General features: G+C 56.3%; 11 protein-coding genes. 3 read left to right on the top strand and 8 right to left on the bottom strand.

Features of this window, described 5'->3' with window-relative positions; genetic code table 11:
• Positions 1-290 precede the first annotated feature (290 nt).
• From ACSZO4_RS18480 to ACSZO4_RS18515, 8 genes are all read right to left on the bottom strand, one after another.
• Positions 291-1,625, bottom strand: coding sequence for an HlyD family type I secretion periplasmic adaptor subunit (locus tag ACSZO4_RS18480; RefSeq protein WP_437890504.1), 1,335 nt, complete (start codon positions 1,623-1,625; stop codon positions 291-293).
• A 16-nt stretch (positions 1,626-1,641) separates the two neighbouring features.
• Entirely contained in the window at positions 1,642-3,828 is a 2,187-nt protein-coding gene (locus tag ACSZO4_RS18485; protein ID WP_437890494.1) for a type I secretion system permease/ATPase, read from the bottom strand.
• Between the two features lie 83 nt (positions 3,829-3,911).
• Positions 3,912-5,261, bottom strand: a complete 1,350-nt coding sequence (locus tag ACSZO4_RS18490; protein ID WP_437890495.1) for a TolC family outer membrane protein — start codon at positions 5,259-5,261, stop codon at positions 3,912-3,914.
• 178 nt (positions 5,262-5,439) lie between these two features.
• Positions 5,440-8,748 (bottom strand): retention module-containing protein, encoded by a 3,309-nt coding sequence (locus tag ACSZO4_RS18495; protein WP_437890496.1) that lies wholly within the window; start codon positions 8,746-8,748, stop codon positions 5,440-5,442.
• 382 nt (positions 8,749-9,130) lie between these two features.
• On the bottom strand, positions 9,131-9,472 hold the full coding sequence (locus tag ACSZO4_RS18500; RefSeq protein WP_437890497.1) for a tryptophan synthase subunit beta: 342 nt from the start codon (positions 9,470-9,472) through the stop codon (positions 9,131-9,133).
• Positions 9,473-9,498: 26 nt separating this feature from the next.
• Positions 9,499-11,445 carry a cyclic di-GMP receptor LapD gene (gene lapD, locus ACSZO4_RS18505; protein WP_437890498.1) on the bottom strand — a complete coding sequence of 649 codons (1,947 nt, stop codon included), beginning with the start codon at positions 11,443-11,445 and terminating at the stop codon, positions 9,499-9,501.
• A 9-nt stretch (positions 11,446-11,454) separates the two neighbouring features.
• Complete coding sequence (gene lapG / locus ACSZO4_RS18510; protein ID WP_437890499.1) at positions 11,455-12,156, bottom strand: cysteine protease LapG; 702 nt, start codon at positions 12,154-12,156, stop codon at positions 11,455-11,457.
• Between the two features lie 57 nt (positions 12,157-12,213).
• Complete coding sequence (locus ACSZO4_RS18515) at positions 12,214-13,875, bottom strand: Mur ligase (RefSeq protein ID WP_437890500.1); 1,662 nt, start codon at positions 13,873-13,875, stop codon at positions 12,214-12,216.
• Between the two features lie 121 nt (positions 13,876-13,996).
• On the opposite strand from ACSZO4_RS18515, the gene ACSZO4_RS18520 reads away from it, so the two are divergent.
• From ACSZO4_RS18520 to ACSZO4_RS18530, 3 genes are all read left to right on the top strand, one after another.
• Complete coding sequence (locus ACSZO4_RS18520; RefSeq protein WP_437890501.1) at positions 13,997-14,890, top strand: alpha/beta hydrolase family protein; 894 nt, start codon at positions 13,997-13,999, stop codon at positions 14,888-14,890.
• Between the two features lie 10 nt (positions 14,891-14,900).
• Positions 14,901-18,242, top strand: coding sequence for a CapA family protein (locus ACSZO4_RS18525; protein ID WP_437890502.1), 3,342 nt, complete (start codon positions 14,901-14,903; stop codon positions 18,240-18,242).
• 159 nt (positions 18,243-18,401) lie between these two features.
• The gene (locus ACSZO4_RS18530) at positions 18,402-18,944 is read left to right on the top strand and encodes a helix-turn-helix transcriptional regulator (protein WP_437890503.1); all 543 of its coding nucleotides are present in this window, start codon (positions 18,402-18,404) and stop codon (positions 18,942-18,944) included.
• The last annotated feature ends 25 nt before the right edge of the window (positions 18,945-18,969 follow it).

Consider the following 18,969-nt stretch of genomic DNA (forward strand, 5'->3'; position numbering starts at 1 on the left):
TCATACAGCTCAGCTAAGGTAAGGCTAATACAGATAAGGACTCCACTGAACCCCACCGATTAAATCGCACCTTCCCTTGTTGAATCCCGGCATTTCCTTGGCCTCTACAGAAGAAAGATCAAAGACCGGCACACCATCAAACAGCTGTTCAAAGATAAGATCTCGTTTATGGCGATCTTTAAAGGGATCAGAAACTTTAGCGATTTGGCGTTCTTCGTTAAATTGTCGGCCAAAATGCGCTAACGCTGGCGCAGGTCGAAAAATGGGAGGCCTGGCCTCCCATTGTTATTTTATCTCTCACGGAAGGCTTCAGCTTTGGCCCGCAGTATGGGTTTGAGCAGATAGGCCAGAATCGTTTTCTTACCGGTAATAATATCCACTGAGGCGATCATCCCCGGAATGATAAGCAGCGGCTTATCATCCGTACCGAGGTGGTTTTTATCCGTGCGCAGTCGGATGATATAAAAACTTTTCCCGTCTTTATCGGTCACCGTGTCAGGGCTGATCTGTTCAAGTTTGCCCTTTAATCCACCGTAGATGGTGTAATCGTAAGCGGTGAACTTCACGGTGGCTTCCTGGCCTGGACGCAAAAACGCAATGTCCTGCGGACGCACTTTGGCCTCCACCAGCAGGGTGTCGTCCAGCGGGACAATCTCCACAAGGTCATTACCCGGCTGGATAACGCCGCCAATGGTATTAATCAGCAGTTGCTGAACCACCCCGCGTACTGGCGAGGTCACCAGCGTGCGGTTCACCCGGTCGGTAATCGCCTTGCCGGAAGCTTCAATCTTACTCAGATCGGTTCTCGCCTCATTGAGTTGCCCCAGCGCTTCGCTGCGGTAACGGCCACGGGTTTCCCCCACCTTGCTTTCAATCTCTTTGATTGCGGCCTGAGCACGGGGAATGGCGAGCACCACGGAGTCGAGCTGTCCCTGGGTTTCAACCCCGGCACGGCGCAGGCGCAGCATCTCCACTTTTGAAATCGCCCCTTTTGCCACCAGCGGCTCAGACATGCTGATCTCCTGCTGTTGCAACGCCAGGCTGCGGCGGTACTGGATGAGTTTCCCCTGGAAGTCGAGCAGTTCCTGGTTCTTCTGCACTAGCTGCTCGTTAAGCCCGGCAATTTCGCTCTGGATGCGCTTGTTTAGACTGGCAAAAAGCTCCATTTCGCCACTGGCGATATCCGGCGCCTGTTTGATGATTTCTGGCGACAGAGTCAGCGAGGTTGCATCATCGAGCTGGGCGGTCAGGCGCTGAATGCGCGCCTCCAGCGCCAGCCTGTCAGCCTCCGTTTCCCCGGCGTTGGAACGAAAACGGGTGTCGTCAAGGCGCAGCAGCGGCGCGCCAGCCTGCACCACTTCGCCTTCATGGACAAACACCTCAGCGATAATCCCGCCCTCAAGGTTTTGTACTTTTTGCAGGCGGGAAGAGGGAATGGCCCGCCCCTCGCCCTGCGTCACTTCATCAATACTGGCAAGCCCGGCCCAGATGATCATGGCAATAAAGAAAGCGAAGATTGCCCACAGGGTCACACGCACCACTCGTGGAGCATCATCCAGCAGGGCTCTGTTGACCTCATTGGTGGTGAACGGCGTCGGCTGTTTATCTCCTGACAGCCAACTCATCAGGCGGCTAAGCGCATCAACGATTCGCATGAATTTGTCCCTTTTTCAGCGCACTCATCACGCTCTCTTTCGGGCCGTCGGCAATGATCCTGCCGTTATCGACAATAATCAGACGATCCACCAGCGACAGCAGAGAGGCGCGATGGGTGACCATCAATAAGGTCTTATTACTGATGACCGGCGCCAGCGCTTTTTTGATCAGATCTTCACTGGTGTTATCCATGGAGCTGGTGGGTTCATCCATCAGCAGTACCGGCGGATCGAGCAACAGAGCCCGGGCCAGCGCCACCGCCTGCCGTTGCCCACCGGAGAGGCTCAAGCCGCGCTCACCCACCTGCATGTTGTAACCAGAAGGGTGACGGCGAGCGAACTCGTGCACCCCGGTCAGGGTAGCGGCGCGCATCATGGTCTCATCATCAACATAGCTGGCGCCGTGCACCAGGTTCTCGCGCAGGGTACCGTTAAACAGGTGGATATCCTGCGGCGCGTAACCAATATTATGCCGCAGGTCATGAACATCAATCTGGCGGATATCAATACCATCAATCAGCACGCTGCCGCCGTCCGGCTGGTAAAAACCGACCAGTAATTTAGCCAGCGAGCTTTTTCCTGAGCCGCTACGACCGATAATCCCCACCTTCTCACCGGGCTGAATCGTCAGCGAGATATTAGTGAGCGAGGTGTATTTATTGCCGGGATAGCAGAACGTCACATCACGCAGTTCAATCGCGCCGGAAAGGGTTTCGCGCTTCAGCGGCACTTCGCCATCCTGCACTTCCTGCTCCAGCCCCATCATTCTGTCGATCGTGGCTTTGGTCATCCGGGCGCGCTGGTAACGGGTGATCAGGCTACATAGCTGGCCAATGGGCATCATGGCGCGGCGGTGCAGCAGGTAGCAGGCAATCAGCCCGCCCATACTCAGGTTGCCGCTAATAATGATGTAAACCCCGGCAACAATCATCGCCACCCCGCTGAACTGCTGCAACCAGGAGGTAAAGTTCACCGCCACATAAGAGAGCGATTTCACCCGCAACTCCAGCTTACTGAGCTGGCCGGTAAGGTGCTCCCACTGGTATTGCCGCTCGCTCTGGGCGTTATTGATCTTGATGGCGTCGAGCCCGGTGAGGGTCTCCACCAGCATCGCCTGGCGCTCATTCGCCAGTTGGTAGGTCTTTTGTACCCGCGACATCAGCGGGCGCTGAATAAGCCAGTTCACCAGCAGCGCCAGCGGGTAAGACAGCACCGGGATCAACACCAGCGGGCCGCCAATCACCCCGATGACCAGCAGGATCAACAGCGTAAAGGGAAAGTCGATAAATGCGGTCAGCGTCAGCGATGAGAGGAAATCCCGCACCGACTGGAACTCCTGGAAATTCTGCGCAAAGCTGCCCACGCGCTGGGGGCGAAGCTTCATCTTCATTCCCAGCAGCCGCTCAAACAGCGCCGATGAAACCACCAGATCGGTCTTTTTCCCCGCCAGGTCAAGGCAAACGCCCCGCAGTACCTTCAGCACAAAGTCGAACACAAACGCGATGCTGACGCCAATCGCCAGCACCCATAACGTAGCGGTCGCCTGGTTGGGCACCACCCGGTCATAGACGTTCATCACAAACAGTGGCGCGCTGAGAGCCACCAGGTTGACAAGAAAGCTGGCAACCATCGCGTCAATGTAGAGAAATTTCGACAGCTTAAGCGTGTCGCGGAACCAGTTGGTCGTGCGCGGTAAGGTCGCCGTCGGCTGGGCATCAAACTCGTGTTCCGGCGAGATAAAAATCGCCCTGCCGCTGTAATTTTCGCAAAGGGTCTCCCGCGACAGCGTAATTTCACTGCCTTCGGTTTCACTGGGCAGCAGGCGCGCCTGTTGCTGCGCATCCCAGCCAATCAGCACCGCCGTCTGGTTGTTTTTCAACAGCAGAACGGCCGGCAGCGACAGGGCGGTAATATGTTCCACCGGGCGTTGTACCACCCGCGCCTTTAGCCCTGCACGGCCGGCAGCGCGAGGAAAGGTCTCAAGGGTAAGCAGATGGGATTCCAGCGGCAGTCCGGTCGTCAGTACGTTGCGGCTGGTAGCGATATTATGCAATTTGCAGATGATCATCAGGGCATCAAGCAGCGGATCATCATGGGCTTGCCGGGGATCCTGTCTGACCTGCGCCTGCGGGGAAACCTCGGCGTCACCAGGTAAGTCAATATCAGGCGTCATTCTCTGCCTCAGTGTGCTAAAAAAAGAGAGGGTTATTGCCGGTGATGATACCGGAAATAACCCCGTCAGCCTTCAATATCGTTTTATTTTAACTCTGGTAATTCCGGCTGTGCGCGTTGCGCCTGCTCAAGCGGTTGCGATGCCGATGGAGCCTGAATATTCAGGCTTTTCAGCAGCTCGCCGGTACGGGCATTGATGCGATAAGTGGTAAACATCTCCACAAACTGCAACTCAACGTAACGACGCTGGGCGCTAAAGACTTCGTTTTCGCTGTCCAGCATATCCAGCAAGGTACGATCCCCCAGGCTGAACTGCTCCTGATAGGCGCTACGCACCGTCACGCTGCGATCGGCGTACTCTTTGGCGATCGGTGCCTGTTGCTCGGCGTTACGCAATGCGTTCCACGCCAGACGCAGTTCTTCGTTTAACTGGCGCTGGGCGTTGTTTTTCACATCCTGAGCCTCTTTCATTTTGTAGGCATAAGAGGTGAGCGTGGCATTGTCGCTGCCGCCGTTGTACAGGTTGTAGCGCATACGCAGCATCGCCTGCCATTCCTGATTATGCCCGCGCGTACCGTCGATGTTGTTATCCATCGTCCGGCCCACTTCAACGTTCACATTCGGGTAAAAATGGGATTTCGCGGCTTCGTACTGCTGGCGGGTCGCTTCCACATCAGAATCAGCCTGCTTGAGCAGCGGGCTGTTATCCAGCATGACGGTACGGGCGGCGTCCAGCGAGGCCGGAACTGCAATCTTCCCGGGGTTGACGAGGGTATCAGCCTCTTTGCCGGTCACGCTCTGGTAGTTGGCGCGGGAATCTTCGAGATTGGTTTGCTCAGTCAGCAGATTATTGCGCGCCTGCGCCAGACGCGCTTCCGCCTGGTCAAAGTCAGCCTGACGGCCTACGCCCTGCTGGGTACGCAGGCGGATCTGATCAAACACCCGCTCGTGATTTTTCAGGTTATCTTCTGCCAGCTGCACCATTTGCTGGCGCATCAGCACATCCAGATAGCTCTGGATAGTCTGCAACGCGGTGGTTTCACTGGTATTCATCACCGTCCAGGCGCGTGAGTTAACCGTGGCTTTCTGCCGCGCCACTTCACTGCTGGTCGCAAAGCCATTAAAGACGTTCTGCGTGAGGTTGATGGCAGACTCGCTGCGGTGCAGGTCACGTAAGTGATCGCCTGCCGCCCGGGTGCTGGCGTTATCGGTTTGCTCCCATCCGGTACCGGCCGTGAGATCCAGCGAAGGCAGATAGCCACCTTTGGCGGCGCGAAGATCCTGATCCGATGAATAGCGACTGTTTACCGACGCGTTCACTTCCGGGTGCGATAACAGGCTCTCTTTCACTGCCTGCTCGAGGGTTGTGGCCTGGCTTTGTGCAGCGCAAAGCATCAGCGCGGCACCCATAGTCACAGGGCTACGATATTTCATTCCTGTCGTCCTTTTCGTCAAATCCCTGATTGTGGGTCACTGTCCATCAGAGAAAATGCCATTAAACCAGAGGGGGAAAAGCGTCCTGGCTATTTTTGTCAAACAGCATCCTTCGTCTGACCTGAACTCAGTGATTGTGCGCCGCGCCGCATCCCGAAAGACGCGGCGCGGCGGCCTGTTATGAAACGTCTTCGGGTTTCGAAATCAGGCTATCCATCATCTCTTCATTACCGGCATGGTAGCTGTCAGTACCTGCTGTCTCGCCACCTTCGGCCGGGACATGTTCAGGCTCCGTCGGCCCATCCGTTGCATCGCTCTGCGGGCCTGCCTGAATCATCGTGCTGAGATCGTTATGCTCCTCATCATGGATGATATCGCTGAAGCTCAGCGGCTCATCCGAACCGGGGCTGGCGCTCTGAATATCAGCGGTCGTTGCCGTGGCATCATGCGACTCATCTCCCGATGTCGTCTGACTGGCGCTATCCGCGCTTGCGGTCTCGCTCTGGCTTTGCGTAGATTCGGCACTGTCCGGCGTGAGCATCAGGTTCTCGTCATCGATTAACGATGCGCTGTGCTCCTCCGTCGTCGCGCTATGGCTGGTATCTTCACTTTGCGAGTCGGTCGTTTCGCTGCTGGCCATCCGCGCGCTGCTGCTGTCCGTGTCAGTATGATTTTCGTCGGTAAGCTGGCTGGTCGTCATATGGCTGTCATCAGCGATATCGTCAGCATGATCCGCCGTGCTGAGATCCGTGTGACTGTCGCTGACATACTGCCCACCCTCTTCGCCATCAAAGGTGAAATGGGTATCGTGCTGATCGGCCGCGGTGGAATCCACATCCAGGGTGATATCACCCAGCGCCTCTTTACCGTCCGGCACCTCAACACTCACCTGCCCGGTGAAGTGGGTCGTTTCGTTATCAAAGGTCAGAACGTAGACCTTATTCACAGCGTCATAACTGACATCGACGTAATTACCGGTGAAGGTCGCATTTTCCGGGATCCCGCTTAAGGTCACGGAATTGAGATGGTCGCTGCTGTCTGAACTTTCCAGATTCACATCCAGATTCAGCGTCACCGAATAACTGACGGTGGTACTTCCGCCGTGGGTGGAAGACGGCCCGTCGCCAAATACCACCCCTTCAATACCATTCGCATTCTGGAATGGCGATTGATGAGTCGTATTATCAACGACATGGAGATTGTCGATATCGTTGTTCTGGTGGTTCTGCGGGTGATCGACGCCGGTCACGGTGTAATCTTTGCTCTCACCGCTAACAAAGATATAGTCCTTGCCGACACTGCTTTCCGCCAGCCCCTGGTTGCCGGTAATACCGTTCAGCGGCACAAAATTATACTGGCTGTTAGACCAGTCGCTCTGCTGGTAGTAGCCGCCGGTATGCTCGCCAACAACAAAGATATCGGTATGGCCAGCAGAGCCGGGAACATTGCTGGCATTGGCGTTACCGCTGCTGGTGTAATAGTGGATCTGATCCGGGCTACTGGACTTAGGCACCGCATCGCCAGCGATTTTGCCATCCGGGCTATCCGGCGTCAGCCAGATGTGAACGTTATCGCCAATCGCGACGATCACCCCGTTCTGGATATCGTATCCATTCGGGTTTTTGCTGCCGCCGTTAATATGAGTAACTTCGTTATCTGAGGTATCCGCCGTTTTATCACCTGGGGTGACAGTTACAGTCAGCTTCACATCGGCGTCTGAGTCGGAGTCAGCATCCGCGTCGGCGTCTGCATCAGAGTCGGAATCGGAATCGGAATCGGCATCAGCATCCGCATCGGCGTCTGCATCAGAGTCGGAGTCGGAATCGGAATCGGCATCAGCATCCGCATCGGCGTCTGCATCAGAGTCGGAGTCGGAGTCAGAGTCAGAGTCAGAGTCAGAGTCGGAATCGGCATCCGCATCGGCGTCTGCATCAGAGTCAGAGTCAGAGTCAGAGTCAGAGTCAGAGTCAGCATCAGCATCTGAATCAGAGTCGGAATCGGAATCGGAATCGGCATCGGCGTCCGAATCAGAGTCGGAATCGGCATCCGCGTCGGCGTCTGCATCAGAGTCAGAATCGGAGTCAGCATCCGCATCGGCGTCGGCATCGGCGTCCGAATCAGAGTCGGCATCTGAATCAGAGTCGGAATCGGCATCAGCATCGGCGTCTGAATCAGAGTCAGAGTCAGAGTCAGCATCCGCATCGGCGTCTGCATCAGAATCGGCATCGGCATCCGCGTCGGCGTCCGAATCAGAGTCGGAGTCGGCATCCGCATCGGCGTCTGCATCAGAGTCGGAGTCTGCATCCGCGTCGGCGTCTGCATCAGAGTCAGAGTCAGCATCCGCATCGGCGTCTGAATCAGAGTCGGAATCAGCATCCGCATCCGCATCCGCATCAGCGTCTGCATCAGAGTCGGAATCGGCATCCGCATCGGCGTCTGCATCAGAGTCGGAATCGGCATCCGCATCGGCGTCTGAATCAGAGTCGGAATCAGCATCCGCATCAGCGTCCGAATCAGAGTCGGAATCAGCATCCGCGTCTGCATCTGCATCAGAGTCAGAATCAGCATCCGCATCGGCGTCAGAGTCGGAGTCTGCATCAGAGTCAGAATCAGCATCCGCATCTGCATCGGCGTCTGCATCAGAATCGGAGTCAGCATCCGCATCTGCATCGGCGTCTGCATCAGAATCGGAGTCAGCATCCGCATCCGCGTCTGCATCAGAGTCGGAGTCAGCATCTGCATCCGCATCCGCATCCGAATCAGAGTCGGAGTCAGCATCCGCGTCTGCATCCGCGTCGGCATCTGCATCAGAGTCAGAATCAGCATCCGCATCGGCGTCAGAGTCGGAGTCTGCATCAGAGTCAGAGTCTGAATCAGCATCAGCATCAGCATCGGCATCAGCATCAGCATCAGCGTCAGCATCAGCATCCGCATCCGCATCCGCATCCGCATCAGAATCCGCATCGGCGTCTGAATCATCCGCAGCGAGATCGTTAGCAGTATCAAGGAGGGTTAATTCTTCCGGCCGCTGGTCATCCGGAAAATCAAGGCCGACCGTGGGGTAACCCGCAGTGGGATCAACAATCTCGCCGGTTAAATCGAGCACCACATGCGTATGGGAGCCACCGCCGCTACCGCCGGGCTCACCGCCAGTCCCGCCAGCCTGTGGGCCTGCAGCAGGGGCTTCAAGGGTTTGGGTCGGATCCTGACCGTCGGCAATGGCCTGCTGTATCGCCGCAACATCTTGTTGCTGCGAAGCTGTCGCCTCGGTGGTCACCGTTCCGGTGCTGTCCCAGTGGCTGTCGCGCCCAAGATCCAGCTGTTTGCCATCAGAAAGAGATAAAGTGACAGCGCCAGAATTGCCGGTCTGGACTTGCTCCCCTTCGAGGATCCTGTCGCCCTCAACCAGTAAACGCCTGCTTCCATCAGGCCCAACAGCAAACACTTGTCCTATTACCGCTTTAACGATCCCAGATACGCCGCTCATGTGTAGTTTCCCTCGATCCTTTTCTGGCCCAAAACATCCGTTGTTCAGGCATAGAATGCTAAAAGAGAATTTAATTTAAGTAAGGCAATACGTAGCAAAGGCTACGATAACGTGTCCCGATATACCGTCATACTTCAGGTTGCATGAGCGCTGGCGACGTTTGCTCACCTCGGGCACTCACGCGCTTGCCGCCTGCCTGCAACTCGAATTATTCAGGGTATAGATGTTTTATTGATACGGGCACGATGATACTGGCGGGTATATTAATAGATGGCATGAATAAATAGTAGCCTGAGATGTTATTTAGACGTGAAAAAAAGGGGCCAGATCAATAACCCCTTAGGAGTACATAATATATTCAGCGCTCAGGCAAAATAATGACTCAAATAAGTCCTTCGTCATCGTCGGCGATTAATCCTTCCAGACCGCTCAGCGAGCGACGCGCCTGAGCACGGCTGGTCAGCTTGCTCTGTGCCGCCAGAGGCAGATCGGTAATACTGATAACGCCTTTACTCATCAGCACTTCGATCAGATCCTCAAGCACGCGCACCATTTCCAGATCGCTCTGGCGCAGTTGCAATAATGTTGCTTCGCGGATCTCCTGCTGGCGTATCCACTCGTCAATCTCCGCCGTACAGGCTTCACTCTGTCCGGTCATCGTCTGAAAGGGCTGCGTCTCGACCTGAATAATGCGCCCTTGTGCATCGCGTTCTATGTAATACATATTCAGCCTCGTCTTAACGTGTGCGGTTAATTTCCACCCAGGGTACTGGCATCAGCAAAATAACGCCCCATGGCGCCGTACAAACCAATTTTTTCCAGAATCGCCAGTTCACCTGCTGTTTCCACACGCTCAGCAATAAGCGGTAAATTAATCTGTCGGGTCGCCCAGTAAATGGCCTCAATAAACAGTTTTTTATCTTCTTCGCTATCGATATCGCGAATATAACTGCCGTCCACCTTAATCCAGGCAAGTCCCCACTGCGGTAAATTTCCGATAAGGTGGAACCGGCCACCAAAATGCTGGATCCCCAGACGACAGCCAAATTCCTTCAGTCGACTGACCAGAATGTTGACGCGTTCGGCATCAGGAAGCTCATTTTCATCCAGCTCCAGCGTCAGGCGGGACGCCAACTGAGGCGCGTTTTTCAGTGGCTGCAACAGGGCATTCAGACTCTGATCGTCAGCCACGCTGGCGCCGCTGATACTGAGCGCCAGCGGCCGGGTTGATTTTGCCAGCTCACCCAGCGTCTGCTGCAACATCACAATATCCATGCGACGGCTAAGATCGAGGCGATGGATCCACGGCATAAAGCGTCCTGCGGGCACCAGCTCACCGTCCTGGGTACGGATACGGGCGAGGATCTTATGATGCAGCACGACATGGGCGTTGTTGCACTGATACACCGGCTGAGAGAACAGCTCGAATGCCCCCTTCGTCAGCACCTCGTCCAGGCGGGTGTACCAGCTGTGATGATCTTCTTCGCTTTCCCCCGTGGAAGTACTCTCCTGGCTTGCAAAGAAACGCATTTCGGTTTCCGCCATCGCCAGCGCCTGGTCGGCCTGCATCAACACCGTCTGCGGCTTATCGCCAACCTGGAAAGGCACAAGGGAGAAGTGGGCGACCGGCGCCACATCGCTCATCCCGGTTTCAGACAGCGCCTTCAGTTGAGTACTGAGCGTGTTATTCAGATTGTCCAGCTCCTGGGGCAGGATCTGCGGCGCAATAATGGCAAATTCCCCGCCGCGCACGCGGGCTAGAAAGCCTTCATTCTGGAAATAGTGGCGTTGCAGCCCGCTCAGGATATCCGCAACCGCAGTCAACAGTTTGTCGGTTTTTGCCCCGCCAAGCAGCTGATTGAGCCCCATCAGATCCTGAACCCGCAGCAGCAGAAGGTGGCCAGAAGCGTTCTCTTCATCGCTCAGGCGTGATTGCAGGTGCATATCAAAAGCACGGCGGTTGTTGAGGCCAGTCAGGCTGTCGTGATAGGCCTCCTGACGCAGGGACTCCGTGCGCTGGGCCTGTTCGCTGAACAGTACCTTAAGCTGGGTCACCATCAGGTTGGTGGCCTCAACCACCCGGCGCAGCTCTGGCGTCTTCGGCAGCGCAGGCGCATTAAGAAATTCGCGGCGGCAAATCGCCATGGCCTGGCCGACAATATAGTTCAGCGGGCGCAGAAGTCGGCGCAGCAGCAGGGTCACGCCCAGAACGCACAGCAGGCTACAGCCCGTCAGCCATAAAAAGCTGGCGACCATGCTGTCCCACAGGCGCGTCAGGGCAAACATAGGATGGCTGACGACCTCGACCCTGGCGACCTGCGTCCAGCCACGGGTGACAATGGCATCGCCTTCACCAGGGCTGAGATTAACCAGCCGCACAAACCACTGCGGAACGGTGGCGTTTTGTGGAATATCGCTGCGCTCAATAATAGGTTTATTGGTTTTAATATCGACAACCCGAATACGATAGAAATAGCCGCTGTCGAAAATGGAGTTCACCATTAATTCGGTCATCGTCGGATCGTCGATATTGGTGGTCAACGACAATCCCAGGGCCGTGGCGGCATCCTGCGCATGCGCACTGAGCTGATTACGATATTGATCTCGCGAACTCTCCAGGGTAACAAAAAAGTTGCCGCAGAAAATGACGAGCGTAAATAAACAGATGCCAATCAGTAGCTGTTTATAAAGGGACATAGCCACATCCTATTCATTAATTACAAATCCTTCTGCACGCATTCGGGTGAGAAGATCCTGCCAGCGGGAGAGTCGTTTACTGTCACCAACACGTTTACTTCCGCCTGATTGCGGCAGCCACAGCCCTTCGCCGTTAAACGCATAAACCGGCAGTAAATCAGTGCGTTGCGTGGCAGGTAAAATAGCCGTTTTCAGGTTATCAAGCACCAGCGGGATGGCATCAGGCGTGGGATACCAGGTCACAACCATGTGCGCCTGATTAAGCTGGAGCGCTTTAACGTAGGTAATACGCAACTGGTTAGCGGGAACGCCCATTTCGCGCAGGGTGAAATATTTCGCCAGCGCGAAATCTTCGCAGTCCCCCGCGCCTTTACGTAAAAATTCAATCGGCGTTGCCCAATAATCCTGCTGCTTCCAGACAACAATATCATCCTTAAACGCCATTCGGGCGTTAAAGAACTGGTTCACTTTATTTAATTTATCCTGGATAGTCCCCTCGGGCGGGTTTTTAAGTAACGCCGCCCACTCATCTATCCGCTGCCTGGCCGCAGGCGTCGCCGGGCCGTACAGCCGCTCAGTACGACTGCTTATCGCATTAAAATCCCATCCGGCCCCAAGGCCTGGAGAAATAATCAGCAACACCAGCAGCCAGAATGAGATCCAGCGTCGGCTTTGGGCTGAGATAAGCGCGCGGGAAAGTCGCCGGATCATCAGTCAGCCAGTCCTGGCAAGATTGCTAACGCGTACAGTCAGTTGCATAGATTACGCTCACTGCTCGTCAGACTGGCGAAGCCAGCGTTTACGATAAGCGACATAACCGGAAAGGTAATGCTCGACGTCATCGATCCGCACCCGGTAACTATGGTGACGAATAAAGAAACTGCCGAGGATACGGGGCGGATTTTTAAAAAACATCGCCACTTCCGGCCAGAAAAATCCATTTGCCAGATAACGCGCGCGGGTCTCAAGCGCCTGATTAAACGTGGTCATATCAAAGTCAGCCAGCAAATGCTGGTGCGGCGATGCGCCAAGACGTTCAATCATCCTTGAGGCCGCCATCATGAGTTCCAGTAATGTAGGATAAGTGGTGACGCGGTTTTGTACAAAGTCGAGATGGTCACGCACGTTATCCAGTCCGAACTGGTAATAACGCTCAAGGGGGCGATAGAGCGTCAGCTCATTTATGCAGTAGCTTAGCCAGTGGTCATGCGCCTGCCAGTGATTCTGAGCGATAAAATAGTCCATCGCCCGTTCCACCATCGACAGCCAGCGCGGGTTTTTTGTCAGCCCGTAGAGACGCATCAGTGCGAACGCCGCTTCACCGTCATAATAGATAATCCGGTGCTCTGCTTTCAGTGACAGATCCCCGGCGTTAAGCACATGCACAAAGCCGCCGGTCTGCGGATCCTGCATAAAACCGATACCGTTCGCCAGTCGCGCCATCTGCCCGCTATAACGGTTATCGCCCGTCAGCTCGCTGTATTTGGCCATCGCCAGAATACACACCGCATTGCCGCCAAGCTTAATCTCATCCCCGGTATCCACCAGGAAGTCGGCGTCACTGCCGTCCGGCAGAGTAAAGGTGCGGATAAAGTGCTGACCAAGGCTTGTAAGCGCGCGTTCAATCGCCGCAAACTGTGCGGGCTGCTGCGTCACTTCCCATCCCTCAAGCAGGGCGTAAGTGGAACTGGCATGGCGCAGGGCGTTATAGGTGGGGATCGGGCGATCGAAGCAGGGGAACCAGCCATAATGATAGCGCCCGGATGACGTAACCTGGCGCGCCAGATAGTCGGTGGCTGAGGCAATCATCGGCTCAAGCGACGTCTCCTGCCAGTCGGGCAACTGGCGGTATCCGCTGTTGCGCCCGCTGGATTCAATGGGCCAGAGCTGCTCGCCGTCGCAAAACAGCGCCTGAGTGGTAAAACGCCACAGATTCTGCTCAGGTTGTTCGGGCCAGTTGACCAACGCCCCAAAGCGACGACGGGAAAAATGGGCAAGGTTGTTGGTATTGGGAGTGGCAACGCCGCAATCACCGTCATAAAGCAGCGCATTAGCGGCAATTTCCTGCTCCAGCATGGCATAGCGAAAGGCCGGGTCAAGGCTCAGGCCGAAGCGAAAATAGTTACGTTTGGTTTTCGCCAGGCGGGCCTGCAATGCATCCCAGCGCAGCGTTTCTACCTTATCAACGACATCTATCCGCAACCAGCAGGCCTCGGTTCCGCTCTTTTTTCGCCACTGCTGTAGCGCCTGAGTGCCCTGCTGCCAGGCCTTGTCGAAAGTCTCACCGCGGCCCTGCTCAATATGAGCCCGGGTCTGACCATCACAAACCGTAAAAAAAATGACCCATTTCGGGCAGACGGCGGGACCAGGCGTAAGAGTGATGGCTTCGATTGACGGGCGGGCTTGCGCAAGTAAGTGGCTGAGCGACATGTTTACTCCTGATTGCGCCTGAAAATTCCCGGTCTTAAAATCCTTTCATCATAATAACATTATGAATACTTGGTTGTGTATTCTGTATGTCTATATCTTTATCTGCCCGTGAGGCGCTGCTGTGAGTCGATGTTACGCCCTGTTTCTGCTGGTGCTGGTCGGTATTAGCGCTCACGCCGGGACGCCACTGCTGTGGAACCAGCCAGCGGTCAAAGAAAACTGCCCGTCCGGCGATGACAGCCTGTGGGTGGAGTATCCGGCAGGACAGGCCTGTATTCGCTACTTTAGCGCCGGCAACCTGAAGGCGGCGGCGCAGGCGCTGGTTATTTTCAGGGGCGATCGGACCTCACTGATTAAGCGCCCGCCGGAAACCATCCCGGCCAACACCGCAGATGACCAGCGTCGTCAGGCGCAGACTATTGCCCGCCAGAGCGGTTTGCCTACCCTTATCGTCGCCCGTCCGGGCACTTACGGCTCCAGCGGTAACCACTATCGCCGCCGCCAGCAGGAAGAGTTTCTCGCGCTTAACGCCGCCCTCGACGCCATCAAAACACGTTACGGCATTCAGCATTTTATCCTCAGCGGGCACAGCGGCGGAGCCACCGCCGCTTCGGCGCTGCTGGCCTTCGGTCGGCGTGATATTGACTGCGCGGTACTGACCTCCGGCGCCTGGGGGTTGCTGGAGCGCGCTGAACGGATACGCCAGCAGCGGGGCGAATCCCCGGCCGCCGATCTTGACGTGAACGGGCTGGCTAACCCCTGGGATCCGCTGGATCATATTGCCGGCGTGGCAAAGGATCCCCGGCGATTGATCCTGGTGATTGGCAACCCGCAGGATCGCAATACGCCCTTCTTTCTTCAGGAAAGATACGCGCAGGCATTACGCAAGCAGGGGCACCAGGTGATGCTACTCGAACGCCCTGCCGTTGCGCCGCTGTACCACGATCTCAAGGGCAACCCCGGCGTTAAAGAGATTAGCCTTTGCCCCCTGCGCGGGCGCGCACTGAATCAGTAAGGATTAGATCATGAGCCAGACATCATCCCCACCAGCGCGGGCAAGCGGGCAGCAGTCAGGCTGGACGGCCTCAGAACTCGAACGGCTACCCGGCAGCGTCTGGCACAATCGCCCGGATGACAACTGGCAGGCTTCCGATATCGCCATTTTGCATGACGACAGGGAATACGACCGCCCCTGCCTGTTTGTCGCCATCGATACCGACACCTGGCTTCAGGGTTCCGGCAATACCGGTATTTATGCAGTATGGAACGATACCCATCACTCGCTGGCGCGCCACGCCGCCCGTTACTGCGGCGCAATTGTTCAGCGTCTGATGACAAATCTTCCCCCTGATTTTCCCCAACTGGTGGTTGGCGACAGCTATCAGGCATTGCAACAGCTGGCAGCGCAGGCGCGTTCGCGTCTTAACGGCAAGCTGGTGGCGATAACCGGCACCGTCGGTAAAACCTCCACCAAAGAGATGCTGGAAGCGGTACTTACCGGCAGCCTGTCAGTGGTGAGCAGCCGTGGGAACCATAACAGCCGCACCGGAGCGGCTGTCACGCTGGCGCGAACGATATGGGATCCGCAGACAGTCGTGATGGAGGTGGCGATTTCCGCCCTGTGGATGCGTAACGGCGGCATCGGACCACAGATTAAGCCGCATATTGCGATCGTTACAGAAATCGGCATCACCCAGGTGCGCAAAAATGTCACCTCACTGCACGACGTGGCCCGGTTTAAATCGCGGATTAGCCAGGGGCTGATCCCCGGCGGCTATGCCATCTTAAACCGGGATATGGCCGAATATGCCACCGTCTGCGCAGGCGTGGAACGTAACGGCGCGCGGGTCATCAGCTACGGTTTCAGCACCAAAGCTGACGTACGTATTACCCAGCTTGTCCCGCAGGAACATGGCAGCCTGATTACCCTCTCCTTCAGGCAGCAGACGCTGCATTACCGGCTGAGGGTCGCGGGTAAAGGAGCGGCGCTGAACTCGGTGGCCGCACTTATCGCCGCCGATCTGCTGGGGGTCAGTCTTGCGCGTATTCTCTCCGGCCTCGAAGGCTATCGTGGCGATGGGCGGCATATGGGCCTCACCTCGCTGGCCCTGCCCGGCGGCGCTACGGCGACCCTGATTGATGACAGTTTCAACGCTGAATACCTGTCGATGCTTAATGCCTTTGAGGTCGCGTCACAGCGTATCCGTGAAAGCGGTGGCCGTCTTATCGCACTGCTGGGGCGGATAGTGAATCTCGGCGATCGGGCCAGCGCTATCCACAAGGCGCTGGCCGAACCCTTACTGGCTGCGGGCTGCGAGCGGGCATACCTTCACGGCGAGGAGATGACGGCGCTGCATAATGAGTTACCGGAAGCGGTGCGAGGCGGCCACTTTCTTACCGCCAGGGCTCTGGTCGATAGCGTCGCCCCGACCCTGCGCCCCGGCGACGTCGTACTGGTAAAAGGCAGCGTGCGTAACAGCGATTTTAATCAGGTCGCGAACCTGCTCAGAAGCCTTCCTGAAAGCCCTGCGCTGTTGCAAAAAGGGCAAAGAGCGCGCCTGCTTTTCAATCTCACCACTGGCGAACAGCGGGTGGCAGAGCGCACGGAAAGCCGCTTTGCGCCCCATTACCTCAGCCAGCTAATTCTGGCCTGCTGCTTTGCTGACAGGCTGCTCAGCAAAAAAATCACCCTTGAGAGTATCATTCCCGTTCGCGAAATTGCCTCCTCCATTGTGCAAAACAACCCGACCCTCGGGCTTAAGCAGGGCGACAGGCTGCCGCTAAAATCCCTTCTGCAAGGCATGTTTATCCATCATGCCTGCGACGCCGCCATTAATCTGGCCGAACAGCTGGCAGGCAACAGTACCGATGCGCTGAGGTCGCTGCGCGGCAAGGCCCGAGCCTTTGAGATGAGCAACACGCATCTGAATAACGTTTCCGGTCGCCCACGCGCCGGGCAGTACAGCACGCTGGCGGATGTGGCAAAACTGATGGGCCATTTTCACAAGCGTTATCCACATTTGCTGGCGTGGTTTAGCGAGCATGAGGCGGTTATTGGCGGGAGCGTCTACCGCAAAACCAGTAACCTGCACGCGGACGGTAGCGCATGGGGTTCTTTCTGCGCCAGCGACTGGGGATTCGTATTGCAGCGTAGCAAGGGCGATCTCTGGCTGGCGGCGGTGGCCGGTGCGGATGATGCCTTCCATCTCGACTATCTGCTTGATGAGCTGCTTACCGGAGCGGACGGCGAACAACCCGCCGCGACTGACATCCCCGCAGAACACTGGCACTCTGACTCTGCGGCCACCCTCACCCTGCTGGGCGATACCTATTTTGGCGAGTGGTACACCCGCCGACGCCAGGCGCGCGGTATCGATGACGCCCTGCAACGTTACGGCTACGACCATAGCTTTAAGGCGATCGCCCCCCTTTTGCAGGGCAGTGATTTCACCCTCGCCAACTTCGAAGCCGCCCTCAGCACCGATCTCAGCGCCAGCCTTGAGGGGCGCAAACCTTTTTGCCTGACCGGCGATCCGCAGGCCAGCGTCGCCGCACTACGTAATGCGGGCATTAACGCGGTGGCGCTGGGTAACAATCACGCCATGGATGCCGGATTGCCAGGCCTGCATCAGACGCTGGCCGCGTTTGGCGAAGGCGGAATTGCCTGCATTGGCGCGGGCTTCAATGCCCGGCAGGCGCAGGCGCCGCTGCTGCTGAACATTGGCGGGCGGCGTTATAAAATTTTCAGCGCCTACTGGTATCGCCAGTATATGGAGCAGGCATGCGCCTTTTATGCCCGCCCCCGTCGCGCGGGCGTGGCCTGCCTCAGTGGCGGACTGGCAGATGCCCTGCGCGAGGAGAAAGCCAGCGCGTCGCCCGCGACCACCATCGTCCTTGCTCACTGGGGGCTGGACTACCGCTGGACCACCGCCGGGCAGCGTGCACTGGCAAAACGACTGAGCGAAGCCGGTGCTGACCTGATTATCGGCTCCGGGTCGCATATGCCAGGCGAAACGGAACAACTGGGCGACAGCCTGGTGGTCTACAGCATCGGCAACGCGGTGTTCAACAGTAATGGCGAGTACCAGGAGCGCGGTATGCCCGCATACGGTTTTATCGTCCGTCTGTTGCTCGGAAGTTCGCATCCGGAAATCCAGTTATTGCCGATTTTTACCGACAACAGGCAAACCTTCTGGCAGCCTCGCCCGGTCACCGGGGCGGAGTTTTCCGACCTGATAACTCAACTGGCGAAACTGGGAATGTCGATCATTGCCCAGGGGCAAACCGGCAGCGGCTGGCGTGCGGTCAGTCAGCATAATCACTGTATGCTGACTCAGGCTCTGGATACGCGTTTCGGCCAGGGCTAAAAACAGCAGGTTCGGGACAGATAATCCGACAAAAATTAATCACGTTGAGTTACTAAGGTTTTACTTAAATCGGTCGTTATATATTGTCTGCAAAGCGTTTTTTCGCTGTTGTCGCCAGCAGAACAGCGACCAGATTGACGGGAATAACAGGGAACAGCTATGGCTACTTCGGGTAAAAGTCGTTCGGCAGAGCGACTGGTGGATATTCTTATCACCTTGCATCTGCACGGGGTCGTTGATCGCCAGGCGCTGATGAAGAAGTTCGATATCACTGAGCGCACGGTCTACCGGGATCTCAATACGCTGACGCCGATTGTCGAACACTGTGGTGAAGGAAAGTATCGCCTGATCGAAGGCAGCGACACTCGCTCCGGACGCAGTCTCCATCACTCTCTCGCCACCCTGCTGAATGCCGACAGTTATTTCCCGGAACGTGGCATTGATTTCTGGCAGCATCTGGATGGCAGACTGGCTGAAAAAAACATCATTATTGGTCCTGACAGTACCGAGCATTCCGTGGCCGACGATATGCGTCGTTATCTGCACATCATTGAAAAAGCGATTCAGAAGCGCAGCGTCTGCCTGCTGACCTATAAAGATAAGAGCCGCATTATTCATCCCTACCAGCTGCTGAACAAAAAGAACATCTGGGGAAGGTGCGATTTAATCGGTGGGGTTCAGTGGAGTCCTTATCTGTATTAGCCTTACCTTAGCTGAGCTGTATGAT

The sequence above is a fragment of the Phytobacter sp. V91 genome (assembly GCF_965644225.1).
In the GTDB taxonomy this organism is placed as follows: domain Bacteria; phylum Pseudomonadota; class Gammaproteobacteria; order Enterobacterales; family Enterobacteriaceae; genus CBFFRJ01.